Here is a 26845-nt window from a genome sequence, read left to right as displayed (position 1 = left end):
TAAAAAAATCACACTTCTTTATTTTGATTGCGCTCGATAGCTTGTTTAATGAGTTCATGGGCAAAATCTTTATTACGCCAACCTTCAATTTTGGCCCATTTTCCAGGTTCAAGATCTTTATAATGTTCGAAGAAATGCTCAATTTTCTTGAGTGTAATTTCGGGAAGATCTGTATAGTCATGAATATTGATATAATGTTGTGTTAATTTTGGGGTAGGAACAGCAATAATTTTTTCGTCTTTACCACCATCATCTTCCATAATCAGAGCCCCGATGGGAAGCACATTGATAACACAACCAGGAAAGAGAGGACGGGTATTACAGATAAGAACATCAATAGGATCACCATCCTCTGAAAGTGTATGCGGGACAAAACCGTAATTTCCAGGATAAACCATTGATGTATGAAGAAAACGGTCAACAAATAATGCTCCCGATTTTTTGTCCATTTCATATTTTATTGGCTGGCAACCAAGAGAGACTTCTACAATAACATTGACGTCTTCTGGTGGATTTTTACCAACGGGGATTTCTTTAATATTCATATAAATATCCTTTCCGGAGTATGAGGAAGTAAAGTCTCATAAAATCTTTAATCGAAGAGGTTATAAGATTAGTTTGAAATTGATGCACGTGTTTTTTCAAAACGTTTACGTTCATTGGGATCGAGATAGAGTTTACGGAGACGAATATTTTTAGGGGTTACCTCTACAAGCTCATCATCTTGTATCCACGATAGAGCACGTTCTAATGTCATTTTCAGAGGAGGGGTTAATTTTACGGCTTCATCTTTTCCAGAAGCACGCATGTTGGTTAGCTTTTTTCCTTTTAATACATTGACTTCTAAGTCATTATCACGTGAATGAATGCCAATAATCATACCTTGATAGACTTTCACACCGGCATCGATTATCATAGGCCCACGGTCTTCAAGATTAAAAAGAGCATAAGCAACGGATTCACCATTATCATTTGAAATCATCACACCATTAACACGACCACTAATATCTCCTTTATAAGGTTCATAGGCATGGAAAAGACGATTCATAATGGCGGTACCGCGTGTATCAGTTAAAAGCTCCGATTGGTAGCCGATAAGTCCTCGCGTTGGTGCATAAAAAACAAGACGGACTCGATTTCCTCCGGAGGGGCGCAATTCAACCATTTCCGCTTTACGTTCAGACATTTTTTGCACGACAGTGCCAGAATATTCTTCGTCAACGTCAATAACAACTTCTTCAATTGGTTCAAGAGTGGTTCCGTTTGCATCTTTTTGCATAACAACACGTGGACGTGAAACACTTAGTTCAAATCCTTCACGGCGCATATTTTCAATCAATACAGCAAGTTGCAATTCTCCTCGTCCTGAAACATAGAAAGAATCTTTATCAGCTGATTCTTCAATTTTAAGGGCGACATTGCCTTCTGCTTCTTTTAACAAACGATCACGAATAACACGGCTTGTTACTTTATCGCCTTCAGTTCCTGCAAGGGGGCTATCATTAACAAGAAAGCTCATAGTCACTGTAGGAGGATCAATAGGTTGAGCGGTAAGTGGTTCATTGACGCTAAGATCACAAAAAGTATCAGCAACGGTACCTTTTTGTAGGCCTGCAATTGCTATAATATCCCCAGCAATACTTTCTTCGATAGCTTGCCGTTCCAGTCCACGAAATGCCAAAATTTTCGAAATACGTCCAGTTTCCAAAAGCTTGCCATCTTGTCCGAGAACTTTCACATTTTGATTAGGTTTTATGGAACCTGAATGGATACGGCCTGTAATAATACGTCCAAGAAATGGATCTGCTTCAAGAATAGTCCCAATCATACGGAACGGTCCTTCCGCTACATTAGGAGCAGGGACATGGCGGATTACAAGATCAAATAAAGGACTAAGTCCTTGATCTTTTTGTCCCTCAGGGGTTTCTGCCATCCATCCATCACGACCTGACCCGTAAAGAATAGGAAAGTCAAGCTGTTCATCATTTGCGTCAAGAGCAGCAAAAAGATCAAAAACCTCGTTAATCACTTCATCAGCACGCGCATCTGCTCGGTCAATTTTATTGATAGCAACAATGGGGCGTAACCCCACTTTCAATGCTTTACCAACGACAAATTTTGTTTGCGGCATAGGACCTTCAGCAGCATCGACAAGCACGATGACTCCATCTACCATGTTCAAAATACGTTCAACTTCTCCACCAAAATCGGCGTGTCCTGGTGTATCAACAATGTTAATTCGCGTGTTTTTCCAAACAACGGATGTTACCTTTGCTAGAATTGTAATGCCACGTTCTTTTTCGATGTCATTTGAATCCATCATACGTTCACTGGTCCGCTGATTATCGCGAAAGTTCCCTGATTGTTTGAGAAGCTCGTCTACGAGTGTTGTTTTGCCATGGTCAACGTGGGCAATGATGGCGATATTGCGCAATTGCATAAATTTTCTTCTTTTCGTTTAGTGAGATCTTATCTGAAGCAACAATTTTGCATTTGTTACCTTACTATTAAAGGAACCTTTTACATGTTTTTTTATAATTTTGGAAGAGGAGGAAATATTTTTATGGCAAAGTGTTTATAAAGGCTTTTTGATGGTTTGTTGGTTTAGAAAAATTTCAGCGTAGGAACCTTTCCTATGAGGTATGCACTAAAAAAGTAAGTACGCAATTTTCTTTCTTAATAATCAAATTATGTATTTTAGCTATTGCCTGATTTATTTTTTGTTTACACACAATTCCGTTTCTGAAGTTCACTCAAAAATATCACAAAGCAAGATCTATTGAATATAGTAGTATTATATTTGCAATTATAAGCATGCTTTATTTTTAATTGCCTCTTATGCTACATCAATTTATGTATTTAAACGGTATTAAAAGTACTTTTCTTTACGTGCTGATTGCTCTTTTTTATCTTAATCATTGAAACGTTTTTTCTCATTCAGAACTACAAAATATTTGAAACAGCATAATATGCATCATGCTGTTTGTGTTTAACAATTGAGTTGCGCTTTTATAAGAAGAAATTTGAGGTTATATAAGAAACTTTTTGCTTCCTATGTTAGAGTAGAGTACCAGAGAGAATAAGAGAAGCAACAGAAAAATAGATAACGATCCCCATTACATCTACTAAAGTTGCGACAAGAGGAGCTGAAGCACTTGCTGGATCAAATCTAAGACCTTTAAGGATAAAGGGAAGCATAGAGCCGGATAAAGAACCAAAGGTGACAATTCCAACTAAAGCAGCACCTACTGTTATGGCTATGAAAATCCAATGTTCACCATAGTTGTAAATACCCAGTTCTTGCCAAAGAGCAATACGCATCATTCCAATAATTCCCAGTAAAAGACCAAGAGATATACCAGCTGGAATTTCACGAAGAATAATTTTCCACCAGTCTTTGAGTGTAAGTTCACGTAATGCGAGTGCACGAATAATAAGAGATGTTGCTTGCGAACCAGAGTTTCCCCCCGAGCTCATAATAAGTGGGATAAAAAGTGTTAGAGTAATGGCTTTTTCAAGTTCTGTTTCGAAATATTGCATAGCACTTGCTGTGAGCATTTCGCCAAGAAAAAGCAAAGCAAGCCATCCCCCGCGTTTTTTCATCATCCCAAAGAAATTGATCTGCATATAGGGTTTATCAAGGGCTTCCATACCTGCGAATTTATAAGCATCTTCACTCATTTCATCAACCATTGTATCAAGCACGTCATCGACTGTTACAATGCCAATGACGTGATTGTCATCATCAATCACTGGTACAGAGAGAAGATCATGGCGCTGAAAAAGACGCGCGATATCTTCATGATGTGTAAAGGGAGATATTGTAATAGGAGTATCGTGTGTGTAGACATTTAAAATTTGTTCATCAGGTGAGGCAAGGATGAGGTTACGCAATGAAACAGCCTTGAGAAGAGTACCAGTTTTGGGATCAATGACATAGCTTGTATAAACTGTTTCACGGGTTCGTTCGACATCACGAATGTGATCAAGAGTTTTTTTTACGGTCCAGTTTGCAGGTACAGCTATAAACTCTGTTGTCATTAGTGCTCCAGCTGTATGTTCAGGGTAGCTGGTCAGTTTTTTTATCTCAGCACGTGTTAAGGGTTTAAGCAATGCATAAAGCCGCGTGCGGGTTTCTTTATCCATTTCCTGAAAAACGTCGGTGGCAGCGTCAGCAGACATACCGTCAAGAATTTCAACGGAACGATTGACAGGAAGAAGTTCAAGAATAGCTGCTGGTTGTTCAAGTTCTGGTTTGTCAAAGAGTTCAATGGTATAATCAAGAGGTAAAAGGCTTAAAATAGCCACGCGTTCCATGATATCGAGATCATTAATGATATCAATTGAATCAGCAAAGTGATGATTTTTTAATTCTTCGGCGAGAGCTCTAGGAGAAGAATTTTTAAAGTCGAAGGTCGTTTTAATTTCAGTCATAATAAAGTACCTTCTGAAAGGTTAGAGAATGGTAAATTCAAATCATGGATTAAGATAAAACAAAACTTGTGGAAGATTTTTAAAAGCCCTCCCCAATTGTATTCTCCCAATTGTTAATATTTGCAATAAAGTCAAGGATAGATCACAGGTTATAAACAATTTCATGAATCAAACAGGCAGTGATTCTTGTTTTTGTTTATCGCAGAGAGTTAAAAATATCCTTTATTTTTGCTCCTACAATAGTAGTCTGAAAGGCATTTTAAAACACACGAACAGGTTTAGTGTACCAATTTATATCGTAAGTAATGATTATACCTTAAATTTATAATTGGAGATAGGTCATATTATGACAAAAGCAGCAGTACTGGACTGGAAGGGATTTTCAGGGCTTCCTGATTTCTCTGCGATAGGTGATGAAGATTTCAAACCCGCTTTTGAACAGGCGCTTCAAGAAGCAGAAGAAGAAATGGAAATGATTGCAACAGTGCAGCAAACGCCAACAGTTGAGAATTTTTTGCAGCCTTTTGAGCTTTCTAGCAAAGCACTTAATCATGTATGTTCAATATTTTTCTTGCGCTCTGGTGCTCATAGTAACGCTCTTATTCAGCAATTAGAACAAGAATTTGTTGTAAAACTTTCCCGTTATTCTTCGAAAATAATGATGGATGCACGGATATTTGCAAAAATAGATTGCCTTTATAAACAATCGCAGCAGGGCATGTATGATAGTGAAACAACACGTGTACTTGAGTTATGGTGGAAAAAATTTGTTTGTAATGGTGCAAAACTGGATGAAGCAGGAAAGAAACGGCTTGTAGAAATTAATGAAAAGCTTGCTTTTTTAAATGCTACTTTTGGCCAAAATGTCTTAAAAGATGAAGCTGAATGGGTTTTATTTTTAAAACAAACAGATTTGTCTGGTTTGCCTGATGATCTCATAGCTTCAATGAAAGAAATTGCACGTGAAAGAGGAAATGAAGGAGCGTATGCTTTAACATTAGCGCGCTCTGTTGTTGAACCTTTTTTGAAATTCTCTCAGCGCCGTGATTTACGTGAGAATGCTTTCCAAGCTTGGTCTAAACGTGGTGAAAATGAGAACGAGAATGATAATCGAGCAATTATTATAGAGATTGTTTCACTTCGAGATGAAAAGGCTAAATTACTAGGATATCAATCCTTTGCAGATTTGAAACTTGATCATACCATGGCCAAAAATGTTGATGCGGTTATGGATTTGCTCAGACCTATATGGGAACGAGCAAAAGCTAAGGCTTTTAGCGAACAAGCTGAATTGCAAAACTTTGCAAATAATCAGGGAAGCAATGAAACTTTAAAAGCTTGGGATTGGCGTTATTACGCAGAAAAATTACGTGCAGAAAAATTTTCTTTTGATGGCTCTGAAATTAAATATTATTTTCAACTTGATAACATGATTAAAGCGGTTTTTTGGGTGGCAGAACAACTTTTTGGCATTACATTTGAAGAAAAGAGCGCTGTTACACTTTGGCATCCTGATGTACGTTTGTGGGAAGTAAAGAAATCCGATGGCAGTTTACTTGGGCATTTTATTGGTGATTATTTTGCGCGCTCATCCAAACGCTCTGGAGCATGGATGAACAGTTTGCAATTGCAACATCACTTAAATGGTGGACAAAAGCCTATTATTTACAATATTTGTAATTTTGCTAAGCCCCCCAAAGGGGAGATTGCTCTTTTATCCCTTGATGATGCACACACACTTTTCCACGAGTTTGGCCATGCATTACATGGCTTACTTTCTGATGTTACATGGCCTTCCATTGCGGGAACGTCAGTTGCGCGTGATTTTGTTGAACTTCCTTCTCAACTGTACGAACATTGGTTAACGGTACCAGAGGTCTTAAAATCTTTTGCTATCCATACAAAAACAGGGCTTTCTATGCCACAAACTTTGATAGATAAGGTTTTGGCAGCACAGACATTTAATGCTGGTTTTTCTGCAGTTGAATTTATCTCATCAGCTCTCATAGATATGGCGTTTCATCGAGGAGAAACAGTAACTGATCCAACAATATTTGAACTCCAAGAATTAGAAAAGTTACAAATGCCTGATGCAATTATCATGCGTCATCGTTCCCCACATTTTACACATGTTTTTTCAGGTGATGGATATGCCGCTGGTTACTATTCTTATATGTGGTCGGAAGTGCTTGATGCTGATGCTTTTCAGGCTTTCGAAGAAATGGGTAATGTTTTTAGTTCAGAACTTGCTGATCGCTTAAAGCGTTTTGTTTATTCTGCTGGTGGAAGTCGTGATCCCGAGGAACTCTATAAAGCTTTTCGAGGACGGCTACCTTCACCAGAAGCGATGATTCAAAAACGCGGATTATAAGAATAGAACGGTATCGTGTGAGCTATACCGTTTTCATATTCTTGTGACCATTGAGGTTGTTGCAAACTCTTATCCCATCAGTAGCCGGCACCATCATACTATTTGCTATTTGCCAGCGCTCAATGTTGTGACAGATCTTGACATCTGAGACGGTTCATAAGAAGCATTTTTACTCTTTTTTATAGTTTTACCCACGCGCTAATCTTGCTTGTAACGTATAAGCGAATAGTTTTAGTTAATTCGATATCAACAGATTTAAAATGAGAAAATCTTACAGTATAAAAGCCTCTCATTTCAAGTTGAATAATACTAAATTATGATTTGTAAATCAATGCATTATTAGCATATAATAGAATTTTTAATTTGTGAAATATTTGAAAAGACATCAGGGGAAGGAAAAATTATCAGCACGGTCTTTTTGATGTCCATTTGTAGGCGACCATAACTTTTTTATGAAATTTGGCTCTATTTTATCCAATAAACGGGTATTTTGTTGTGCTATGTCATCGAGGCTCATTGGCGCTTGGCGCACAATATTATTTGGCTGTTGTGGAAGGAGTGGAGTGTTGCCATTGAGTAAAATGAGATTTTCTTGAGAGAATGTATGAAGATTTAAAATATTTTCTAATTTTTTTTCTAAATAAGAAGCAAGTTTTCTCTTTCCTGCAATAGTAAAATTGATACCATCATGTGTGCGTAATCTCATAAATTGACCATTTATATCGTAGCCAGAAAAAGAAAATTGTCCTTGTTCATCAGTAAAGCCACTCCAGATATCAATGAAATACCCTCCTGCTTTTTCTGTTTCTTGCTTGTAGAGCGCATTAAAAATTTTCATTTTTTGTGTCAAATGATCATTTTCAAAAGCAGGTTGCCCCATCCATATCCATGGTTTTCCCGAATTGTAAAGGTTTTCAACAATTTCAATAATTCTTTGCCTATAGATGTTGAGCCATTCTGGCTGAACTGTACTCAATATACCGTAAGGTGTTGTGATTGATTGATTGTCATTTGCACCGATCATCATGATAAGAACATCGGGTTTATTTTTATAAATATGTTGAGAAATAATGTTTTGCCAAGAAACGAGATCAGTTCTAACCAAACCAGAATCTGGTATTGTATCATTTGTGACGATAATATCGGTATTATCAATAAAAAGTGTTTTGAGCGCATCAGCGACAGTAGAAGCAACAAAATCTCCTACGATAAGAATACGCTTTGCATTCTCTTTTTTTAGTTTTTGTACAGCTTTTTGTGTGACAATTTTTTTTTGCGGTTTGTATCTCTTTTGTTGTATAATTTGTGGCTGTTGTTGTGGTTGTTCTTGTTTGTTATGTTGTGACAACCATTTAAAAAAGTTTGTTGCATGACTTGGAGAGGGGTATATGATCCCTATGGCAAAGAGAGTAAAAAGTAAGAAAATCGAATATATTGAGCGGGAATGGGACAAACATTTTACTCCAAATTATTGTTTTCGTAGAAGAGAGAGAACTTCATGGGTTGGATATCCATTTGCTGTTAAGCCATAGTGCAGTTGAAAAGCTTTAATTGCTTTTTGAGAGACAATACCAATTTTTCCGTCAATTTCCCCTTTGTAATAGCCAAGAGTAGCTAAGCGAGATTGCAATTCTTTGCGCTCACGAAAATTAAGAGGTTGAAATGGTCGTTGCCAATCTTGAACCAATCCAGGACGTCCAGCAATGCGGTTAGCAAGAAGAGCGACAGCGAAAGCATAACGATCTGCATTATTATAACGTTTAAGAACAAAAAAGTTTTTTGTGACTAAGAATAGAGGTCCTTCTGGTCCATCTGGATATTTTAATATGGCTTGTTCAGAAGATGAAGGCAAAGGTTGGCCATTTGCCTGTTTTATCCCGAGCTTAGTCCATTCTTCAAAAGAATGCCAATTCTCAGAGAAGTTTTTACCTTTCGGTAATTTTACTTCTACTCCCCAAGGAAGTTGGGGTTGCCAACCATTCATATGGAGCAGATTAGCTGCAGTAGCCAAAGCATCTGGAATAGAGGTCCAAATATCACGCCGTCCATCTCCGTCCATGTCAATGGCATAAGCGAGATAACTGCTTGGGATAAATTGCGTATGTCCCATTGCTCCGGCCCAGGATCCAGTAAGTTGTGTGCGTGTAATTTCATTCCTTTGGAGAATTTTCATGGCAGCAATCAATTGTGCGTGCGCGTATTTTGCACGTTTTTTATCAGCATAGGCGAGGGTTGCAAGGGAGCGAATGGTGTCACGCATCACAGCTTTATTTGCTAAAATCTTTCCATAATTGCTTTCCATTGACCAAATAGCGAGGAGGATATTGCGATCAACACCAAAACGTTTTTCAATTTGAGGAAGCCACTTTTTCCATTTTTGTGCTTGGTGTTGTCCTTCCACAATTGCAATATCATGAACACGATTATCGAAATAATTCCATGAAAAATCAACAAATTCTGGTTGATATGCAGCTCTTTTTAAAACTTCTGGATCAATTGCGTTGACGCCCTTAAAAGCTATGTCAAAGGTAGAGGAAGAAATATTATTGGCAAGAGCTGTTTTTTTAAATTCTTTAATCCAAAGTTTAAAACCACTATCAGCATATAAAAATGATGTTGAAAATATGCAAAAGATACAAAAAAGAGTGGTTAAACCTATGATAAAAGTTTTCCGATTGAGGAATTCCTTTAAAGAAGAGAAAATTTTAGAGTTTGTTTTTTGCATTTAAAAGTTTCCCTCAATATCCAAGTATTTTAACGTACCGTGATTTCATTTTTGTATTTTGTCTTATTGAGAATATTACCAAACAAAAAAGAAATGTTAAAATGGACTATTTATTTTGAAGGAATATTCTCAAGAAATTATCATACTCTTGCATCTCTTTTCTGTCCATTATAATGGCAAACAAAATAATAAGGTATCTTTTTTACTAGTTTGTAAAAACATATGTTAAATCAAATCATAAATTTACACGATTAATTAAGAAGTAGGAGAGTGAGTGTGCGTAAAATTCGGAAAGCAGTATTCCCCGTGGCTGGTCTTGGCACACGTTTTCTACCTGCAACAAAAACCGTTCCTAAAGAAATGCTCACAGTTGTTGATAAGCCTGTTATCCAATATGTTGTAGATGAAGCACGTGAAGCTGGTATTGAGCATTTTATTTTTGTGACTGGACGCAATAAAGCAGTCATTGAGGATTATTTTGATGCACAAATTGAATTATATGCAACTCTTGCTGAACGCGGTAAAAAAGAAGAACTTAAGCATTTATATGGTTTACAGCCTTCACCAGGTACCACTTCTTTTACGCGGCAACAACAGCCTTTAGGGCTAGGGCATGCTCTTTGGTGTGCACGTGAATTAGTTGGAAATGAGCCTTTTGCTTTATTGCTACCCGATATGCTTATACAAGCGAAAAAGGGGTGCCTTTCTGAAATGATCAATCTTTATGAAGAAATCGGTGGAGGAAATATTGTTGCGGTCCAAGAATGTGATCCAAAAGAAGCGCATAATTATGGTATTGTTGGACAAGGCAAATCGGTGGCGACCGGTTTTAAAATCACAACAATGGTAGAAAAACCAATAAAGGGAAGAGCACCCTCAAATCTGTACATCAATGGACGTTATATCTTGCAACCAGAAATTTTTAATATTCTCTCCAATCAGGAACGAGGAACAGGAAATGAAATTCAATTGACAGATGCGATGGTGCGGCTTTCAAATGAGCAAGAATTTTTTGGTTTCCAGTTAGAGGGGCGTACATTTGATTGTGGGTCTAAAGCTGGTTTTATTGAAGCTAACGTTGCATTTTCTTTAGCACGTGCTGATATGCATAGCCAAATTTCTGCTGCATTAAAAAATTTACTAGAAGTTTATTAAAATTGAGAAATGATATAGACCTCTTGTGTAATTTCATTTATCAAATTTAAATATGATCATACAGTCTCCTCATACGGCTTTACAGGGTGTTATTGCTTCGGCGCTTAAAACGCTTGACAGTGAAAAGCAAGGGCTACAAGCCCTTGAAGTTGCTTTTCTTGGAAATCTTTCTTTTTCTTTTGAAGCTGCTGTTCAAACCATCAGAAATGCGCGCGGTCATGTAGTGATTACAGGTCTTGGGAAAAGTGGGCATATAGGGACAAAAATTGCAGCGACTTTAGCCTCCACAGGAACACCTGCTTTTTTTGTTCACGCTGCAGAAGCCAATCATGGTGATCTTGGTATGATTGGGGCTGATGATGTTATTCTTGCCTTATCATGGTCAGGTGAAACTATGGAATTAAGTGGCATTATTAATTATGCAGCGCGTTTTCGCATACCACTTATTGCCATGACATCGGGTGAAAATTCTGTATTAGGAAGACAAGCAGATATTGTACTTTTGTTGCCCAAAATAGAAGAAGCTTGTCCTCACGGGCTCGCTCCTACGACTTCAACCATTATGCAATTAGCAATGGGGGATGCATTAGCTGTTGCTCTCTTAGAAATACGTGGATTTAGTGCAACGGATTTCAAAATGTATCATCCTGGTGGTTCTCTTGGTGCAAGCCTAAAATATGTACGTGATATCATGCATGAAGGCGATCATATTCCTTTAGTTGTGCAGGGAACAACCATGACGAAAGCGATGAATGTTTTGGTTGAAAAACATTTTGGCTGTGTTGGTGTTGTCAATCAAAAAGGAGAATTAATTGGAATTGTGACTGATGGCGATCTTGCACGCAATATGCACTTGAATTTATCAGAATTTAATGTTGATGAAGTAATGACAAAAAGTCCCAAAAGTGTAGAGCCAAATACACTGGTTGGTGCTGCAACAGCATTTATTAATGATCACCATATTGGTGCTTTTTTCGTGATTGAGGATAAAAAACCAGTGGGTATAGTTCATTTTCATGATCTTTTGCGTATTGGTGCAGTGTAAATGGAAGAGCTCATATGAGATCAAATTTATTTCCAAATTAAAAAAGTAAAATTTTATTGTACAGTGGCTTTATTGATATTTTTTAGAAAAGACATTTGCTTTACGCAATTTTATTGTATTTGCAAATTTTGCTAGCAGAGGATCGTATCAGTGTTTTTGTGTATTTTGAAAGGGAAGCTCATCAGGAGGAGAATTTATACCTCCTGATATGTAAGTTCGCTCTGTTTTGAAGAGAAGCTATGGTTTTTATTTTATTAAAGTTTTCTCTTAAGAGCAAATTGTGCTCCTGTATATGATGTGCAGAGAAGTTGCGTTGCATCTTGTGATATCATACAACTCACTTTAGAGATTGTTCCACGGAGAATGGAGCGTATTTCAATTTCTATATGTTGGGCGCTGACATAATTATAGGTGCCTTCTGACAGTTTTTCTTCTGTATCTGCAGCGCGTGTTTCAAAAATCCCTTCACGGAAAGAAGAAATAATGCCGTTTTTATCAACCCATTTACCATCAATTCTAGCCGGCATATTTGAACCATAATATTGTGAAAAGCCACAGGCACTTAATAGCAAAGTGGTGATTGTAAGACATAAAATACGACCGATGTGTTTCATTTATTTTACTCTAAATTTATGTTATTTTGCTCTCTATCTTCTATAACATTGTTAAATTACTCTCTGAGTCAAGATGAAAAATTTGATAAAAATCAATGAAAAAGCAAAAGAATAGAAAAAAATGCCTTAATGTTGTATTTAATTAACAGCTTTATGAAGTTCGTAGATAAAACACAAGAGGTGAATATTTCTTATGGTTTACAACAATTTTTATAATAAGCTGTTTAGTAGTCTCAAAGGAGATTATTAAAATTATGATTGGCCCCATTCTTGTTGCGAGTGAAGATTATGGAAGACGTATACAGCTTTCTTCTATGCTCCGAGGTTTTGGTCACCGTGTCATTGAGGCGGAAAATGGTCTGCGTACGATTGATCTTTTACAAAGACGTAAAAATATTGTGCTTGCACTCATTGATGTCGCTATGAGTGATTTGAGTGTGGGGGATTTGATTAAAATGATTAGAGTTGCAGGTGTTTCTGTTCCTATAGTTGTGATAGCAAAACAAGAGAATCAAGAGTTACTCCAGAAAGCTTTAACAGCAGGAGCTATTGATTATTGGATTTATCCAGTTACACCACTACGGTTAAGGGTTACTTTGGATAATCTTTCTCTTCTTTCTGCATTGGAACGTGAGGTGAGTTATATTCGGCGCAAAAATGAGAATCATTTGCGATTTTCTGATCTTTGCATAAAAAGCAAGGCTATGCAGATAGTTCTAGATCAATCAAGGAATGCAGCGGCTTCTCTACAGAATCTTTTGATAGAAGGTGAAGGTGGTACTGGCCGCGAAACATTAGCGCGCATTATTCATCATGAGAGTTTATTATCGGAGGGGACTTTTATTCGCTTCCAATGTTCAGCTATCGTAGATCCGGAGGAAGAAGATCGTCAGTGGTTTAAAGAATTTCTACCACTGGTTTCTTCTCTTGAGAAGGGTACTCTTTGTCTTTGTGATGTTGAGCGTCTGGAACCTATACAGCAAAAGCGGTTTTCAAATTATCTGCAGGAGAGGGAGAAGGCTACAAAGAATAATCCTCTTTCTTTTCGTATTATGGCTATTTCAGCATCACGGCTTTTAGATTTGGTTAAAGAAGGTTGTTTTTTGCGTAGTTTGTTTTTACAACTTTCCCAATTATCGATCAGTGTTCCCGCTTTACGAGAATTGAGAGATGATTTTCCAGAGCTCACGCAACGTTTGATTGATCGTATCGTTGTCGAAACGGGGCGATCGCATGTACATGGTTTAACAGGGTCGGCTCTTTCATTGCTTATGCAATATGATTGGCCTGGTAATCGGAACGAACTTGAAAATTTTTTATTTCGTGCGGTTTTACTCAGTGATGGACCATTATTAACTGTTCGGGATTTTCCCCAATTAATGGGGAACCCATTTATAAATATTCCTAATAATATTGAGAGTGATGTTCAAAAAGATCATGAACAAGAATCGATACAGTTTTTAAATGCTGATGGTCATGTTCGAGCTTTTGCAGAGATGGAACATGATATTATTGAGAAAGCGGTTAAACATTATAAGGGGCATATGAGTGAGATTGCTCGCCGTCTTCATATTGGTCGCTCTACACTTTATCGAAAAATAGAAGGATTAAGAGTAAGAAGAAGCCAAGAACAGAAATAAAATCTATGCTCAATCTTCATTCATGAGAAGCATAATTTTTTAAATTAGAGTAGAGTTGCTTTTGATACGAGCAGTAAGGAATATTTTTATTTTAAAAGACATATTATTTACTGTGTGTCTTATCTATTGAGGATAATTTTGAAAATTTAAGAAGTATTAGTTTATTTTATAGAAACACTTTCAACTCTATTTTTCTTTTAATCTTTACGATATGAGTTGAGTTTACCATCTTTTAAGATAAGAGATGAATTTATACTTTTAGCAGTGAAATTGAAATTTAAAAAGCATTGATGTTAAGTTCATATTCTTTTAAGCAAGAAATGACATTCTGTCCACTGCAATGATTAAGATACGATCATTATTTTAATATTGTAGTTTGTAGCACGAGTGGTGCAATGGTTTTAAAATGGAAAGCTTATCCTCTTTGACTCTATTACAGATTATTATCGGTTTTATCTTCTTTTTTTTTGCTGCCTCTATGTTGGCGATTTACACATATGGGCGTTTTATGAAAAATGCTAGGGGGGGATGTTCCTATGCATTGACTATTAAGAAAGATGAAACCAAGCTTGATCGTATAGTAAGTCAATTGGCAGAAGAAACAGGTGGATTAGGGGTTGATAAAGACGCTCTTTCATTGATCATTAGCAATTTGGATGCATTTTGTGTTCGTGCGATAGGAGCAGCACAGGCTGGGCGTAGCCTTGATCTGATGTATTATATTTGGGATGATGATTTAACAGGGCGCTTATTATTAAGTGAAATAGTAGAAGCAGCAGATCGTGGTGTTCGGGTACGTCTTCTTTTAGACGATATTAATGCTCAAGCACGTGATCCAGCTTATATTGCGCTGGATAAACATCCTCATATTGAGGTAAGAGTATTTAATCCAGGGCGATCACGTCAGGGGAGATTTCGCCGTGGTTTAGAGATTATCTTGCGGGCAATTAGTGTAACACGTAGGATGCATAATAAAGCTTTTATTGTAGATGGCCGAGTGGCTTTTATAGGAGGGCGCAATATTGCAGATTCTTATTTTGATGCTGGTAACGAATCACATTTTCGAGATTTAGATTTGATGTTAATTGGCCCTTCAGTTAAAAAAGTGGAAAGCATTTTTGATGACTTTTGGAATAGCGCTGTTGTTTTACCGATTCATACTTTAGTTGTTCCGAAAAGTGCAAGTGATCTTGGTCATTGGAAGGAAAAATTACGCAAGTTTCGTGATTCTAAAGTTGCGAAAGTTTATTTAGATTATGTCAAAGAGCATATTAGTTTTGATTGTTTTATTCAGGCAGGAAAGCGCTTATTTTTAGCAGATAAAGTTGTCGTTCTTTCTGATCCTCCAGAAAAAGCATTACGCAAAAAAGCAGGAAATTGGCTCATGAAGGCACTCTCACAGGTTATTCATGATGCCAAGAAAACAGTCCAAATTACATCACCTTATTTTGTTCCTGGTAAGTTAGGTACGCAGAATCTGCGCAATTTGATTTCAAAGGGTGTTGATGTAAAAATTCTTACAAATTCTTTGGCAGCCACTGATGTGGCGCTGGTACATGGTGGTTATGTACCATATCGTAAAGCATTATTGAAAAGTGGTGTTAAGCTTTATGAGTTAAAACCAGATGGAAATGCGCATGGATTACGTTTATTTCGCTCAAGTAAAGCAAGTTTACATACAAAAGCTTTTTTAGTTGATCGTAAAACTGCTTTTATTGGATCTTTAAATTTTGATCCCAGATCTGCGGCACTCAATACGGAAATGGGTATTCTTTTTGAATGTGCACCAATTACAGCAAGATTAGATTTGCTTTTTTCTGAAGAAACAACGGGCGAAATGAGTTATCATCTCCGTCTTGGTAATAATAACCGTATTTATTGGGACTTTATTGAAAATGAAAAACAGCATAGCATTGATTATGAACCAGAAAGCAGTTTTTGGCGCCGTGCATTTGCAAAAATAATAAGTTGGTTACCTATTGAATCACAATTGTAGATTTTATAAACTATAATCAGGGGATTGTTTTAATTTTTCTTTTCATTTTTTTTGTAGCGTGGCATAATTTTGTGCCAGTCCACAACGTATGAAGACCGCAGTTGTATAAAACTACTTGCGGTATTTTATTATAAAAGGAATTTGGTCATGGCAAAGATTGTTGAAACGGGAACAGGCGCATTGGCATTGACTTTTGATGATGTGCTTTTACAGCCTGGCCATTCTCTTGTTATGCCTAGCCAAGTGGATTTGAGAACGCGTATTGCAGCCGATATTAAGCTCAATTTGCCGTTGCTTTCTGCGGCAATGGATACTGTAACAGAATCACGTTTGGCAATTGCTATGGCTCAAGCGGGTGGTCTTGGTGTTATTCATCGTAATATGTCTCCTGCAGAGCAAGCTGAAGAAGTCCGTCAAGTTAAAAAATTTGAATCTGGTATGGTTGTTAATCCAGTAACAATTGGGCCGGATGCAACACTTGAAGAAGCAAAAGCTTTGATGCGCTTTCATGGTATTTCAGGTATTCCGGTGGTTAAAAATGGTATTAAAGGTGAGACTGCTGGACGACTTGTTGGTATTTTGACCAATAGGGATGTGCGTTTTGCATCGGATCCAAAACAAAAAATTTATGAATTGATGACCCATGAAAATTTGATCACAGTACGTGAAAATGTCCAACTCAGTGAGGCAAAGTATCTCTTACATCATCACCGTATAGAAAAATTATTGGTTGTGGATGAACAAAATCGCTGTGTTGGTTTAATAACAGTTAAGGATATTGAAAAAGCAAAATTAAATCCAAATGCAGCGAAAGATTCTCAAGGACGCTTGCGTGTTGGAGCTGCTAGTAGTGTGGGAAATGATGGGATTGAACGGGCTGAACGGCTCATTGATGCAGGTGTTGATGTGCTGGTGATTGATACAGCGCATGGGCATTCTCAACGTGTGTTAGAAACTGTTGAGCGAATAAAAAAAATGGTGCCCTCTCCAGTTGTTATTGCTGGCAATGTAGCGACTTCTCAGGCAACGCAAGCATTAATTGATAGTGGTGCAGATGCAGTAAAGGTTGGTATTGGTCCTGGTTCTATTTGTACAACACGAATTGTTGCAGGTGTTGGTGTGCCTCAACTTGCAGCCATTATGAATGCTGCAGAGGTTGCTGAAAAAGCAGGTATTCCTGTTATCGCTGATGGAGGGATCAAAGCTTCGGGTGATTTTGCTAAAGCTTTAGCAGGGGGGGCTTGTGCGGCTATGATTGGTTCTCTTTTAGCAGGCACAGATGAAAGTCCCGGGGAAGTTTATCTTTATCAGGGGCGGTCTTTTAAAGCCTATCGTGGTATGGGATCGGTTGGTGCTATGGCAAGAGGATCAGCAGATCGCTATTTTCAAGATGAAGTACGTGATGAACTTAAGTTAGTGCCTGAAGGTGTAGAAGGACAAGTCGCTTATAAAGGTCCTATAGCATCGGTTTTACACCAGCTGGCTGGTGGATTGCGCGCTTCAATGGGGTATGTTGGAGCGAAAGACCTTGTAGAATTTCGTAAAAAAGCAACATTTGTTCGGATCACTAATGCTGGACTCCATGAAAGCCATACACATGATGTTGCTATTACACGAGAAAGTCCAAATTACCGCGGTCCTGTTTGATGTATAAGAGCGTAGAACTCTATTACATCATATAAAAATCTTTAAAAAAAATATGGGCAGGTTATCATTTTTCTTTTTATGTTTTGGTGTATAATTGCATGAAAGAAAGAATTGGAGGCTAATATTCCAATTCTTTCCGTTGGTTATATGAAATTAAAGGAATTAACTTTTTGTTGTCTTCCGAGCCGACTTTGACGCGCGTTGGCGAGTGTTAGCTTGATCACCCTGCATGGATTTCTTTCCGTTGTTTGAGGGCATTGTATTGTGACGGCTTTTAGATGAAGTTGTTTTCCCATTATTGTAAGTACTCATTATTTTCTCCTTTTAAATTATCTGGCGTAAAGCCAGTAGAATAAAAACGATTATGCCAAATAGTGGTTCCAAGCATTTTGTAAAAAGTTAATATTTTATTGGGAATAAGATACGTTTATCTAGTTCTATAAGAGGTGTTTTTCTCCAGTTTTAAAAGAATAGCACTTTAAAGATATAAGATATTTCTAGTATATACCCTTGAAAGTTATAAAACTTTCATTTTTCGCAGTAATTAAGAAGCTTGATGTTTTTTACATAACACATGACTAGAAGAGAGCTTTTATGGAGGATATCCTATTTTTTCGTTCAAGATTTTATCTTAAAAAAAAATAAAAGGTAAAAAATAGAGAATACATAAAAGAAATAGTTTGCTCTTCTATGCATATTTGCAAGGGTTTTGAGATAGCTTTATTGGCAAATAAGAGAAATAATATTTTTTTACTTAAAATGTTCAGAATTTTATGGAAATTAAATAGGAGAAATGAATGCGATTAGGTGGGCGTTTGCAGGCAGCAATAGATGTTCTAAAAGAAGTAGAAATTCGGCATCGCCCAGCGGGAGAAGCTTTAAAAGATTGGGGGCTTTCTCACCGTTTTGCTGGTGCAGGTGATCGCGCAGCAATCGGTACAATTGTTTATGATGTTTTGAGACGACGTTATTCTTTACAATGGCGTATGGAGAGTGATGATATTCGGGAGATCGTTTTCGGTGCTTTATTAGATACTGGAAAAATGATGATTGAACAAATTGACAGTGAATTAGAAGGAGATCGGTTTGCTCCGCAGTTATTGGGGAACAAGCAGCGCCAATCGTGGCAAAAGCGGCAATTAGGTGATGCACCAGACTATATTCGTGGCGACATTCCTCAGTGGTGTCAAGCGCATCTGTATCCTGTATTTTCCGATAATTGGGTTGTGGAAGCTGCTGCGTTAGCAACGCGTCCTTCTTTAGATTTACGGGTAAATAGTTTGAAGACAACACCAGAAAAAGTTCTGCAGGAATTAGCCAAAACCAAACTTCAATCTTTGTCATGGTTCCGCCAAGCTTTAAGAATTGCAGCGAGTGAAAAATTTGATCGTCATCCTAATGTTCAAGTTGAACCAGCTTTTCAAAAAGGGCACTTTGAAATACAGGATTTAGGGTCACAAATTGTTTCTCACCTTGTAGAAGCAAGGGAAAGCATGCAAGTGTTGGATTATTGTGCAGGCGCTGGTGGGAAGACATTAGCTTTGGCTGCCAATATGAATAATCGTGGGCAAATTTATGCTTATGATTTAGAGAAAACGCGCTTGGCTCCTATTTTTGATCGTCTTCGTCGTGCTGGTGTTCGTAATGTACAGATACGGGCGCAGAAAGAAGAATTGAAGCCGTTAGTAGGTCAGATAGATAGAGTTCTGCTAGATGTACCATGTAGTGGTACAGGAACATGGCGTCGTCGTCCTGATACAAAATGGCGTTTAACATTAGAACAGGTAAAACAACGCCAGAGCACACAAAAGGCTATTTTAAATGAGTCTATAGATTATCTTAAACCAAATGGGTATTTAATCTATATCACATGTTCTCTTTTTGCGGATGAAAATGAGCAACAAATTTCCCATTTTCTTCAGCAGCACGCCAATTTTTATCCGATCGATATGCATGCACTTTGGCAGAAACATTTTAGTCTTTCGAATGTACAACCGATCTTTTCAAATTATGGACTTATCTTATCGCCAGCAACAACAAAAACAGACGGTTTCTTTTTATCTGTGTTGCAAAAAAAACATTGATATATATTTTTGCATTTTTTATTCCTTCTTTATGTAAGAATAGTTTTTTTCTTAAGAAAATAGACTTGTGAAAAGAGGCAGATTGAATAATAACCCTTATTGGTTCTCTTTTACAATTGTTGAGTGGTTTTCCATGAGCATATCATCTCTAGACACTGTTCTCATTATTGATTTTGGTTCACAAGTGACACAACTTATTGCACGCCGAGTACGAGCAATGGGTGTGTACTCCGAAATTATTCCTTTTCAATCTGCTTTAAAAGCCGTGCAGAGAATAAGACCTAAAGCTATTATTTTATCAGGTAGTCCCTATTCAGTGATTGATGAGGGTTCACCACGTATTCCGATGGAAATTTTTGAAAATGGTATTCCAATTCTTGGTATTTGTTATGGTGAACAGGTAATGTGTATGCAGCTTGGAGGAAAAGTTGAAGCTGGACATGCGCGTGAATTTGGGCGCGCTTTTTTGGAGGTGCAAGAAGAGAGTGCACTTTTTGATGGTGTGTGGGAAAAAGGATCTTGTTATCAAGTATGGATGAGTCACGGTGATCGTGTAACGGTTTTGCCAGAAGGTTTTCATGTCATAGGAACATCAAAAGGCGCTCCTTATGCTGCTATTGCTGATGCAAAAAGACACTTTTACGCAGTGCAGTTTCATCCTGAAGTGGTTCATACACCCGATGGTACAAAACTTTTGCAAAATTTTGTTCATAAAATCTCTGGCCTTAAAAGCCATTGGTCAATGGCTTCTTATCGTGAACAAGCCATTGCTGAGATACGACAAAAAGTTGGAAAAAGTCGTGTAATTTGTGGTCTTTCCGGTGGTGTGGACTCCTCCGTTGTTGCTGTACTCCTCCATGAAGCAATAGGAGATCAACTAACATGTGTTTTTGTAGACCATGGGTTAATGCGTAAGAATGAAGCTGAAGAAGTTCTTACGTTATTTCGTAATCATTATAATATAGAGCTCATTCATGTAAATGCTGCCAACATGTTCCTCAGTGCTCTAGAAGGAGAGACAGATCCAGAGAAAAAGCGCAAAACGATAGGGCGTCTTTTTATTGACGTTTTTGAAGAAGAAACTAAAAAGATGGGGGGAGCAGAATTTTTAGCACAGGGTACGCTTTATCCAGATGTTATAGAGAGTGTTTCAGTAATTGGTGAAGCGGTCACAATTAAAAGTCATCATAATGTAGGGGGATTACCGGAACGGATGAATATGAAACTTGTAGAACCGTTACGTGAACTGTTTAAAGATGAGGTTCGCTCATTGGGGCGAGAATTAGGATTACCTGAACAGTTTATAGGGCGTCATCCTTTTCCTGGTCCTGGTCTTGCAATTCGCTGTCCAGGAATAGTAACACGTGAAAAATTAGAAATTTTACGTGAAGCAGACGCTATTTATCTTGATGAAATCCGTAAAGCGGGTCTTTATGATGAAATTTGGCAGGCTTTTGCTGTGCTACTTCCTGTTCAGACTGTTGGTGTGATGGGTGATGGGCGTACTTACGAATTTGTTTGCGCTCTTCGTGCAGTGACATCTGTAGATGGTATGACCGCTGATTTTTATCACTATGATATGGCGTTTTTAAGCAAAACAGCAGCACGTATTATTAACGAAATAAGAGGTATAAATCGTGTTGTCTATGATATAACTTCAAAACCTCCCGGTACTATTGAATGGGAATGATTAAAATGGGGAACAAAGCTTATTGCATTGTGTATGATGAGCAGAGTAGAGGGAATTAATCATATTCTCTGTGATATAACTTCAAAGTCTTTCAAAAATAAGAGTATTGTTTAAAGTTTAATCTTCAGAAGAGTAGACACAAACAATTTTTTTAAATCATTGTTTTGTTTATATCAGCCGATATTTTATTCTAAAATTAAGAAGTGTGAAATTTTATATGCCTAAGAAAAAAATTGTTGCACACCGTGGTGGAGCGTATCTTTATTCTGAAAATACCCTTTCTGCATTTCGTAACGCTATAGCGTTAGACGTTGATGAAATTGAATGTGATGTTCATTTACTTAAAAGCGGTGAAGTGGTTGTATTTCATGATTTTCGTTTAGAACAACTTGTTGGAAAAACAGGATATATTCATGATATTGATAATGAAACACGCAAAAAACTCTGCGTAAAAGGAAGTATGGAAACACCTCCTTTACTAGAAGAGGTACTGGATCTTTTAGGACCCACGAATGTTGCATTACGTCTTGAAATTAAAACATGTGGTAAAGTTGAGCGTGAGACGATTTTATCCCAAAAAGCACTTGCATTGATAAAAAGCCGGAATTTAGAAAAACGCGTTTCGGCAATCAGTTTTGATCCTGCAAGCCTTCGCCCTTTTATTGAAGCAGGAATAACATCTGGCCCATGTCTTGATAACTTTTCTAGTAATATGAGCGCTCATTTTTCTGAGTGGAAACAATTGGGATATTCTGATTTGAGTTTAGATGGCTCCATTGTTCCACGGAACTTTATTGAATCTGCACTTGAAGCGGGCTTTATTTTGGGGGTATGGACCATCAATGGAAAAGCTCGGTTATCGCATTGGCTGGATATGCCTGTTCAGTATATCACAACAGACCAACCTGACTTAGCTTTACAATTGCGTGCACAAAGATAAAAAATATAACCTATAATACGAAGGAAATACTATTATGAGCAAGAATAGGATGAAATGGAGAAAGTGAAAAGCATCTTCTGATGCTTCTTATTCAATAAAATCTCCACTTTATTTCTTTATTTATGATTTGTTCGTTTTCCAGTGGCTTTGTTAAAAGTATGAAAATTCTGTTGAGGAACGGTGAAGCTTAGTTTTTGACCGTAGTCATGTGTCAAGCGCTCTTTTATTTCAATAGTAAAAATATTGTTATTCCAATGTGTTAAAACGTGGCACCCTGTCCCTACAAGCTTGATTAATTCAATTTGTGTATGAAATACAGGTCCTTGATCTGGATAAGCGCCTAATAAGATTACTTCAGGTCTGAATGCTAAAAGATCAGTATCCTTACAGTAAGATAATGAGTGACCTAAGTGTTGTTCTAGAATTTGGCGATCAAGAAAATTCATGGGAGGAGAACCGATAAAATCAGCAACAAATGTTGTTGCTGGATGATCGTAAATTTCCATTGGCGTTCCAATTTGCTCGATAGCGCCTTTATTCATAACAACGATTCTATCCGCTAGGGTCATTGCTTCTAGTTGATCATGGGTAACATACAGGCTTGTTGTACCCAGTGAACGCTGGAGTGTTTTAATCTCAATACACATTTGTGCTCGCAATTTTGCATCAAGATTTGAGAGAGGTTCATCAAAGAGAAAAACCCGTGGTTGACGAACAATCACGCGTCCCATTGCCACACGTTGGCGTTGTCCTCCCGATAATTGTCGTGGTTTACGATCTAAAAATGGCTCTATTTGCAAAAGTTTTGCAGCATGTGCAATACGTCTATTTATTTCATCTTTGGGTGTTTTACGATTTTTAAGACCATATTCTAAGTTTCCACGAACTGTCATATGAGGATAGAGTGCGTAATTTTGAAAAACCATCGCGATGTCACGATCAGCAGGTTCACGATTATTGATATACTCATTGTCAATATAGAGTTCTCCTGCTGTGACTTGTTCAAGCCCCGCAATAATGCGCAAGAGCGTTGATTTTCCACATCCCGAAGGGCCAACAAGAACAAGAAGCTCCCTATCAGCAACCGTTAAATTTAAATTATCAATGATCAGAATGCCGTTGTCATACTGTTTTTTTATATTTGATAACTGGATTATGGCCACAGTTATTTCTCCGTTTCAATAAGACCTTTTATAAAAAGCCGCTGCATAAAGATAACGACAAGAACAGGTGGCACCATAGCAACAACCGATACTGCCATAAGTATATTCCATTGAGGATCATGCTGAAGTGATTCTACAATAAGCTGTTTGAGAATAATCAGAATAGTTTGATGATTTTGATCTGTTGTAACTATAAGAGGCCAAAGATATTGTACCCATCCATAAATGAACATAATAATAAATAAAGCAGCAATATTGCTTTTGCTAAGAGGCAGCAAAATATCCTTAAAAAATTTAAATGGTCCTGCACCATCAACACGTGCTGCTTCTAAAAGTTCATCTGGAACAGTTAAAAAAAACTGGCGAAATAAAAATGTCGCAGTTGCAGAGGCGATGAGTGGAATAATCATTCCTCCATAAGTGTTTATCATGTTTAATTGTGCAACGATTGCATATGTTGGAATAATACGAACCTCAACGGGGAGCATCAAAGTGATAAAGATGAGAGCAAAAGCGGTTTTTCGGAAAGGAAAGCGCATATAAACAATTGCATAAGCAGACAGGAGCGAAATAATAATTTTTCCAATACTAATTCCAAGTGCCATAATAAGTGAATTCATTAAAAGTGGCCAGAGATTGGGGAGTCCAAGTTGCACGAGACCATCACCAAAGATTGTTTTATAATTTTCTAGAGTATGATTTCCCGGTAAAAGTGGGAGTGTTCCTGAACTAAATGCAGCTGAACTATGGGTGGAAGCAATGATAGCAACATAAACTGGAAAGCAAATAATGATAATTCCAACAATAAGAGTGAGATGAGTTAGAAATTTCAAAATAGGGCGATTTTCAACCATAATTTGCTTCCTAATATTGTACACGTCGTTCTATCCAGCGAAACTGAATAAATGTTAAAACAATAACCATCAACATTAACATTACTGATTGCGCTGCTGATGCACCAATGATTTGATTTTTAAAACCATCATCATACACTTTGTAGACAAGAGTGCTTGTTGCACGTGCAGGACCTCCAGAAGTTAAGTTATCAATAATACCAAATGTATCAAACATAACATATTGGATATTAACGATAAGAAGAAAAAAGGATGTTGGTGAAATTTGCGGAAAAACCACAGTCCAAAATCGTTTAAAAGGACCAGCTCCATCAATCGCTGCTGCCTCTATTTGGGAACGTGGAACAGATTGAAGACCGGCAAGAAAAAAGAGAAAATTGTATGAGATTTGTTTCCAACTGGCTGCAATCACAATAAGAATCATTGCTTGTATGCCACTAATACGATAATTCCATATAATACCTATTTTTCCCAAAAGAATAGGGATAATTCCGATGGTAGGATGAAAAATAAATAACCATAATATACCTGCTAATACTGGAGCTACAGCATAAGGCCAGAGCAGAAGGGTTGTGTAAGCTTTTTTTGCACGTATAACACGATCAACACAGACAGCTAAAAGAAGCGCTATCGTCATTGAAACGGCAGTAACCGAAATGGAAAATACTGCAGTTGTAAGCAGTGATTTTAAATAAGCAAAATCAGAGAAAAGAGTGATATAGTTTTCAAAACCAATAAAAATTGTTGTAAAACCAAAAGAATCCTCACGCTCAAAAGATGATTTTATTGCTTGGGCAGCAGGCCAAAAGAAAAATAAAAAAGTCACAATGAGCTGAGGAAACAACATCCAGTAAGGGAGTAAACTATTTTTAAAATATGCGTGTTTTTCTTGCATTCGTAGGGTTCTTTAAATCAGAGATTTTAGAGAGGAGAACAAAAAAAGAACTACAAGGATTCACATGCTTAACTAACCTTTTGATATTTAACAATAAGTATAAACCTTAATGATTGGCTTTTTCAAATTCACGTAAAAGCTTATTACCACGTTCAACGGTTTCATCTAATCCATCTTTGGGTGTTTTTGAACCACTAAGAACCGCTTCTAATTCCTGATCAAGAATAGAACGAATTTGTGGTAAATTACCAAATCGTATTCCTTTTGAATTAACGGTTGGTGGATTAAGATTAATCTGTTTAATAGCAATATCTGCACCAACATTTTTATCGTAGTAATGCTGTTGTTTGCTCAATTCATAAGCAGCTTTTGTTGTTGGAAGATAACCTGTTATTTGGTGCCATTTAGCTTGATTATCTGCTCTTGAGAGGTATTTAAGAAAGGCAGCTGCACCAGCATATTCTTCAGGAGTATGACCTTTCAAGACCCAAATAGAAGCACCACCTATAATTGAATTTTGTGGTGTAGCTTTTACATCATCATAGTAGGGCAGCATACCAATTCCCACATTGAATTGCGCTTCAGATAGGATTCCAGAACGAGAACCTGAAGATTGCATAAAGATTGCGCAATTTTGCGTCATAAACATTGGTGTTGCATCTAATGCTCCAGCAGGGCCACCATAGCGAAAAATACCTTGGTCAGACCATCTTTTAAGATCGGTCCACATGCGCACTTGTAGAGGCCCATTAAAGGTAAGTTTTGAATCAAGACCACCGAAGCCATTTTCTTTGGTTCCAAAAGGCACATTATGCAATGCTGAAAAATTTTCTATACCAATCCATTGAGATGCATAAGACATTGTGAAACCACAACTTGCTGATTTAGTTTCAAGAATCTTTTTGGAGAAGTTTTCAATATCTTGCCATGTTTTAGGAGGCTGTTCTGGATCAAGTCCTGCTTTTTTAAAGATATCTTTATTATAATAAAGGATTGGTGTTGAAGCGTTGAATGGCATAGAAAGCATTCGCCCCTGAACATCTGAATAATAACCACTAATAGCAGGCAAATAATCTGTAGGATCAAATTTTTGCTTTGTATCAGCCATGAGCTGATAAATAGGGTAAACAGCACCTTTTGCAGCCATCATGGTTCCCGTACCAATTTCATAAATTTGGGCAAGAACTGGCTGTTGTTTTCCGCGAAATGCTGCAATAAGTGCAACCATACCTTCTTCGTATTCACCACGAAATGAAGGAACAACTTTATATTCAGACTGACTGGCATTAAAGTCGTCAATAAGGTGCTCCGTTTGTTTTCCTAGCTCCCCGCTCATAGAATGCCAAAAACTAATTTTTGTTTGTGCAAATCCTGTTGTTGCCATACTGGTGGCAATTGCAAATGCCGCTAGAGAAAAATAAAAACGACTACTCATAGTTCCCCCTTTCTGAAGTGATGGAATATAGGTTGTCCTAATTTTATAGTATTACACATGAATACGCCATGACAATTTTGTTTCAGAAATATCTTGGCTCATTTAAACGGGAACCGTCAAAAGGTCAAACGAATTTGTGTAGATTTGCCCGTTTTCC

20 protein-coding genes are annotated in these 26845 nt (G+C 37.4%); 9 read left to right on the top strand and 11 right to left on the bottom strand.

Going from position 1 to position 26845, the window contains the following annotated elements; all coding sequences use genetic code 11:
* Positions 1-8 precede the first annotated feature (8 nt).
* The 3 genes from ppa to mgtE all read right to left on the bottom strand — a co-directional run bounded on the left by ppa (position 9) and on the right by mgtE (position 4434).
* The gene (gene ppa / locus ABD909_RS04965; RefSeq protein ID WP_345096862.1) at positions 9-545 is read right to left on the bottom strand and encodes an inorganic diphosphatase; all 537 of its coding nucleotides are present in this window, start codon (positions 543-545) and stop codon (positions 9-11) included.
* A 68-nt stretch (positions 546-613) separates the two neighbouring features.
* On the bottom strand, positions 614-2440 hold the full coding sequence (typA, locus tag ABD909_RS04960) for a translational GTPase TypA (protein ID WP_345096861.1): 1827 nt from the start codon (positions 2438-2440) through the stop codon (positions 614-616).
* 617 nt (positions 2441-3057) lie between these two features.
* Positions 3058-4434: a magnesium transporter gene (mgtE, locus tag ABD909_RS04955; protein ID WP_345096860.1), complete on the bottom strand. Its 1377-nt coding sequence runs from the start codon at positions 4432-4434 to the stop codon at positions 3058-3060.
* 346 nt (positions 4435-4780) lie between these two features.
* Here mgtE and ABD909_RS04950 point away from each other — a divergent pair, with 346 nt between their 5' ends.
* On the top strand, positions 4781-6805 hold the full coding sequence (locus tag ABD909_RS04950) for a M3 family metallopeptidase (protein WP_345096859.1): 2025 nt from the start codon (positions 4781-4783) through the stop codon (positions 6803-6805).
* 385 nt (positions 6806-7190) lie between these two features.
* On the opposite strand, the gene ABD909_RS04945 is transcribed toward ABD909_RS04950, so the two are convergent.
* The gene (locus tag ABD909_RS04945; protein ID WP_345096858.1) at positions 7191-8258 is read right to left on the bottom strand and encodes an SGNH/GDSL hydrolase family protein; all 1068 of its coding nucleotides are present in this window, start codon (positions 8256-8258) and stop codon (positions 7191-7193) included.
* 15 nt (positions 8259-8273) lie between these two features.
* Positions 8274-9530, bottom strand: a complete 1257-nt coding sequence (locus ABD909_RS04940; protein ID WP_345096857.1) for a lytic murein transglycosylase — start codon at positions 9528-9530, stop codon at positions 8274-8276.
* A 276-nt stretch (positions 9531-9806) separates the two neighbouring features.
* Here ABD909_RS04940 and galU point away from each other — a divergent pair, with 276 nt between their 5' ends.
* Together galU and ABD909_RS04930 are read left to right on the top strand one after the other, a co-directional pair.
* Positions 9807-10685: a UTP--glucose-1-phosphate uridylyltransferase GalU gene (gene galU, locus ABD909_RS04935; protein WP_345096856.1), complete on the top strand. Its 879-nt coding sequence runs from the start codon at positions 9807-9809 to the stop codon at positions 10683-10685.
* Positions 10686-10737: 52 nt separating this feature from the next.
* Positions 10738-11730: a KpsF/GutQ family sugar-phosphate isomerase gene (locus ABD909_RS04930; protein WP_345096855.1), complete on the top strand. Its 993-nt coding sequence runs from the start codon at positions 10738-10740 to the stop codon at positions 11728-11730.
* 254 nt (positions 11731-11984) lie between these two features.
* On the opposite strand, the gene omp10 is transcribed toward ABD909_RS04930, so the two are convergent.
* Positions 11985-12344, bottom strand: a complete 360-nt coding sequence (omp10, locus tag ABD909_RS04925) for an outer membrane lipoprotein Omp10 (protein WP_345096854.1) — start codon at positions 12342-12344, stop codon at positions 11985-11987.
* 254 nt (positions 12345-12598) lie between these two features.
* Between omp10 and ABD909_RS04920 the strand changes: the two genes are divergently transcribed.
* The 3 genes from ABD909_RS04920 to guaB all read left to right on the top strand — a co-directional run bounded on the left by ABD909_RS04920 (position 12599) and on the right by guaB (position 17627).
* Positions 12599-13984, top strand: a complete 1386-nt coding sequence (locus ABD909_RS04920; RefSeq protein WP_345096853.1) for a sigma-54-dependent transcriptional regulator — start codon at positions 12599-12601, stop codon at positions 13982-13984.
* 424 nt (positions 13985-14408) lie between these two features.
* Positions 14409-15980, top strand: coding sequence for a phospholipase D family protein (locus tag ABD909_RS04915; protein WP_345096884.1), 1572 nt, complete (start codon positions 14409-14411; stop codon positions 15978-15980).
* Positions 15981-16127: 147 nt separating this feature from the next.
* A complete protein-coding gene (guaB, locus tag ABD909_RS04910) occupies positions 16128-17627 on the top strand; it encodes an IMP dehydrogenase (protein WP_345096852.1) in 1500 nt (499 codons plus the stop codon).
* Between the two features lie 162 nt (positions 17628-17789).
* On the opposite strand, the gene ABD909_RS04905 is transcribed toward guaB, so the two are convergent.
* Positions 17790-17939, bottom strand: coding sequence for a hypothetical protein (locus tag ABD909_RS04905; protein ID WP_345096850.1), 150 nt, complete (start codon positions 17937-17939; stop codon positions 17790-17792).
* A gap of 485 nt (positions 17940-18424) precedes the next feature.
* On the opposite strand from ABD909_RS04905, the gene ABD909_RS04900 reads away from it, so the two are divergent.
* From ABD909_RS04900 to ABD909_RS04890, 3 genes are all read left to right on the top strand, one after another.
* A complete protein-coding gene (locus ABD909_RS04900; protein ID WP_345096849.1) occupies positions 18425-19711 on the top strand; it encodes an RsmB/NOP family class I SAM-dependent RNA methyltransferase in 1287 nt (428 codons plus the stop codon).
* 133 nt (positions 19712-19844) lie between these two features.
* Positions 19845-21401 (top strand): glutamine-hydrolyzing GMP synthase, encoded by a 1557-nt coding sequence (gene guaA / locus ABD909_RS04895; protein ID WP_345096883.1) that lies wholly within the window; start codon positions 19845-19847, stop codon positions 21399-21401.
* Between the two features lie 217 nt (positions 21402-21618).
* The gene (locus ABD909_RS04890; RefSeq protein ID WP_345096848.1) at positions 21619-22341 is read left to right on the top strand and encodes a glycerophosphodiester phosphodiesterase; all 723 of its coding nucleotides are present in this window, start codon (positions 21619-21621) and stop codon (positions 22339-22341) included.
* 116 nt (positions 22342-22457) lie between these two features.
* On the opposite strand, the gene ABD909_RS04885 is transcribed toward ABD909_RS04890, so the two are convergent.
* The 4 genes from ABD909_RS04885 to ugpB form a co-directional block, all read right to left on the bottom strand.
* The gene (locus ABD909_RS04885; protein WP_345096847.1) at positions 22458-23504 is read right to left on the bottom strand and encodes a sn-glycerol-3-phosphate import ATP-binding protein UgpC; all 1047 of its coding nucleotides are present in this window, start codon (positions 23502-23504) and stop codon (positions 22458-22460) included.
* A gap of 2 nt (positions 23505-23506) precedes the next feature.
* The gene (gene ugpE / locus ABD909_RS04880; RefSeq protein ID WP_345096846.1) at positions 23507-24358 is read right to left on the bottom strand and encodes a sn-glycerol-3-phosphate ABC transporter permease UgpE; all 852 of its coding nucleotides are present in this window, start codon (positions 24356-24358) and stop codon (positions 23507-23509) included.
* Between the two features lie 10 nt (positions 24359-24368).
* Positions 24369-25253: a sn-glycerol-3-phosphate ABC transporter permease UgpA gene (gene ugpA, locus ABD909_RS04875; protein ID WP_345096844.1), complete on the bottom strand. Its 885-nt coding sequence runs from the start codon at positions 25251-25253 to the stop codon at positions 24369-24371.
* Between the two features lie 106 nt (positions 25254-25359).
* The gene (gene ugpB / locus ABD909_RS04870) at positions 25360-26688 is read right to left on the bottom strand and encodes a sn-glycerol-3-phosphate ABC transporter substrate-binding protein UgpB (RefSeq protein ID WP_345096842.1); all 1329 of its coding nucleotides are present in this window, start codon (positions 26686-26688) and stop codon (positions 25360-25362) included.
* Positions 26689-26845: the final 157 nt, after the last annotated feature.

Origin of the sequence: Bartonella acomydis (assembly GCF_039543025.1) — a bacterium.
Lineage (GTDB): Bacteria > Pseudomonadota > Alphaproteobacteria > Rhizobiales > Rhizobiaceae > Bartonella > Bartonella acomydis.
The sequence above is the reverse complement of the archived record's forward strand: the minus strand, read 5'-3'. Positions and strand labels throughout refer to the sequence as shown.

Excerpts from the sequence above, each read along its gene's own strand:
- ppa (WP_345096862.1), bottom strand. The coding sequence starts at position 545 with ATGAATATTAAAGAAATCCCCGTTGGTAAAAATCCACCAGAAGACGTC.
- typA (WP_345096861.1), bottom strand. The coding sequence starts at position 2,440 with ATGCAATTGCGCAATATCGCCATCATTGCCCACGTTGACCATGGCAAA.
- mgtE (WP_345096860.1), bottom strand. The coding sequence starts at position 4,434 with ATGACTGAAATTAAAACGACCTTCGACTTTAAAAATTCTTCTCCTAGA.
- ABD909_RS04950 (WP_345096859.1), top strand. The coding sequence starts at position 4,781 with ATGACAAAAGCAGCAGTACTGGACTGGAAGGGATTTTCAGGGCTTCCT.
- ABD909_RS04940 (WP_345096857.1), bottom strand. The coding sequence starts at position 9,530 with ATGCAAAAAACAAACTCTAAAATTTTCTCTTCTTTAAAGGAATTCCTC.
- ABD909_RS04930 (WP_345096855.1), top strand. The coding sequence starts at position 10,738 with ATGATCATACAGTCTCCTCATACGGCTTTACAGGGTGTTATTGCTTCG.
- omp10 (WP_345096854.1), bottom strand. The coding sequence starts at position 12,344 with ATGAAACACATCGGTCGTATTTTATGTCTTACAATCACCACTTTGCTA.
- ABD909_RS04920 (WP_345096853.1), top strand. The coding sequence starts at position 12,599 with ATGATTGGCCCCATTCTTGTTGCGAGTGAAGATTATGGAAGACGTATA.
- guaB (WP_345096852.1), top strand. The coding sequence starts at position 16,128 with ATGGCAAAGATTGTTGAAACGGGAACAGGCGCATTGGCATTGACTTTT.
- ABD909_RS04905 (WP_345096850.1), bottom strand. The coding sequence starts at position 17,939 with ATGAGTACTTACAATAATGGGAAAACAACTTCATCTAAAAGCCGTCAC.
- ABD909_RS04900 (WP_345096849.1), top strand. The coding sequence starts at position 18,425 with ATGCGATTAGGTGGGCGTTTGCAGGCAGCAATAGATGTTCTAAAAGAA.
- guaA (WP_345096883.1), top strand. The coding sequence starts at position 19,845 with ATGAGCATATCATCTCTAGACACTGTTCTCATTATTGATTTTGGTTCA.
- ABD909_RS04890 (WP_345096848.1), top strand. The coding sequence starts at position 21,619 with ATGCCTAAGAAAAAAATTGTTGCACACCGTGGTGGAGCGTATCTTTAT.
- ugpE (WP_345096846.1), bottom strand. The coding sequence starts at position 24,358 with ATGGTTGAAAATCGCCCTATTTTGAAATTTCTAACTCATCTCACTCTT.
- ugpA (WP_345096844.1), bottom strand. The coding sequence starts at position 25,253 with ATGCAAGAAAAACACGCATATTTTAAAAATAGTTTACTCCCTTACTGG.
- ugpB (WP_345096842.1), bottom strand. The coding sequence starts at position 26,688 with ATGAGTAGTCGTTTTTATTTTTCTCTAGCGGCATTTGCAATTGCCACC.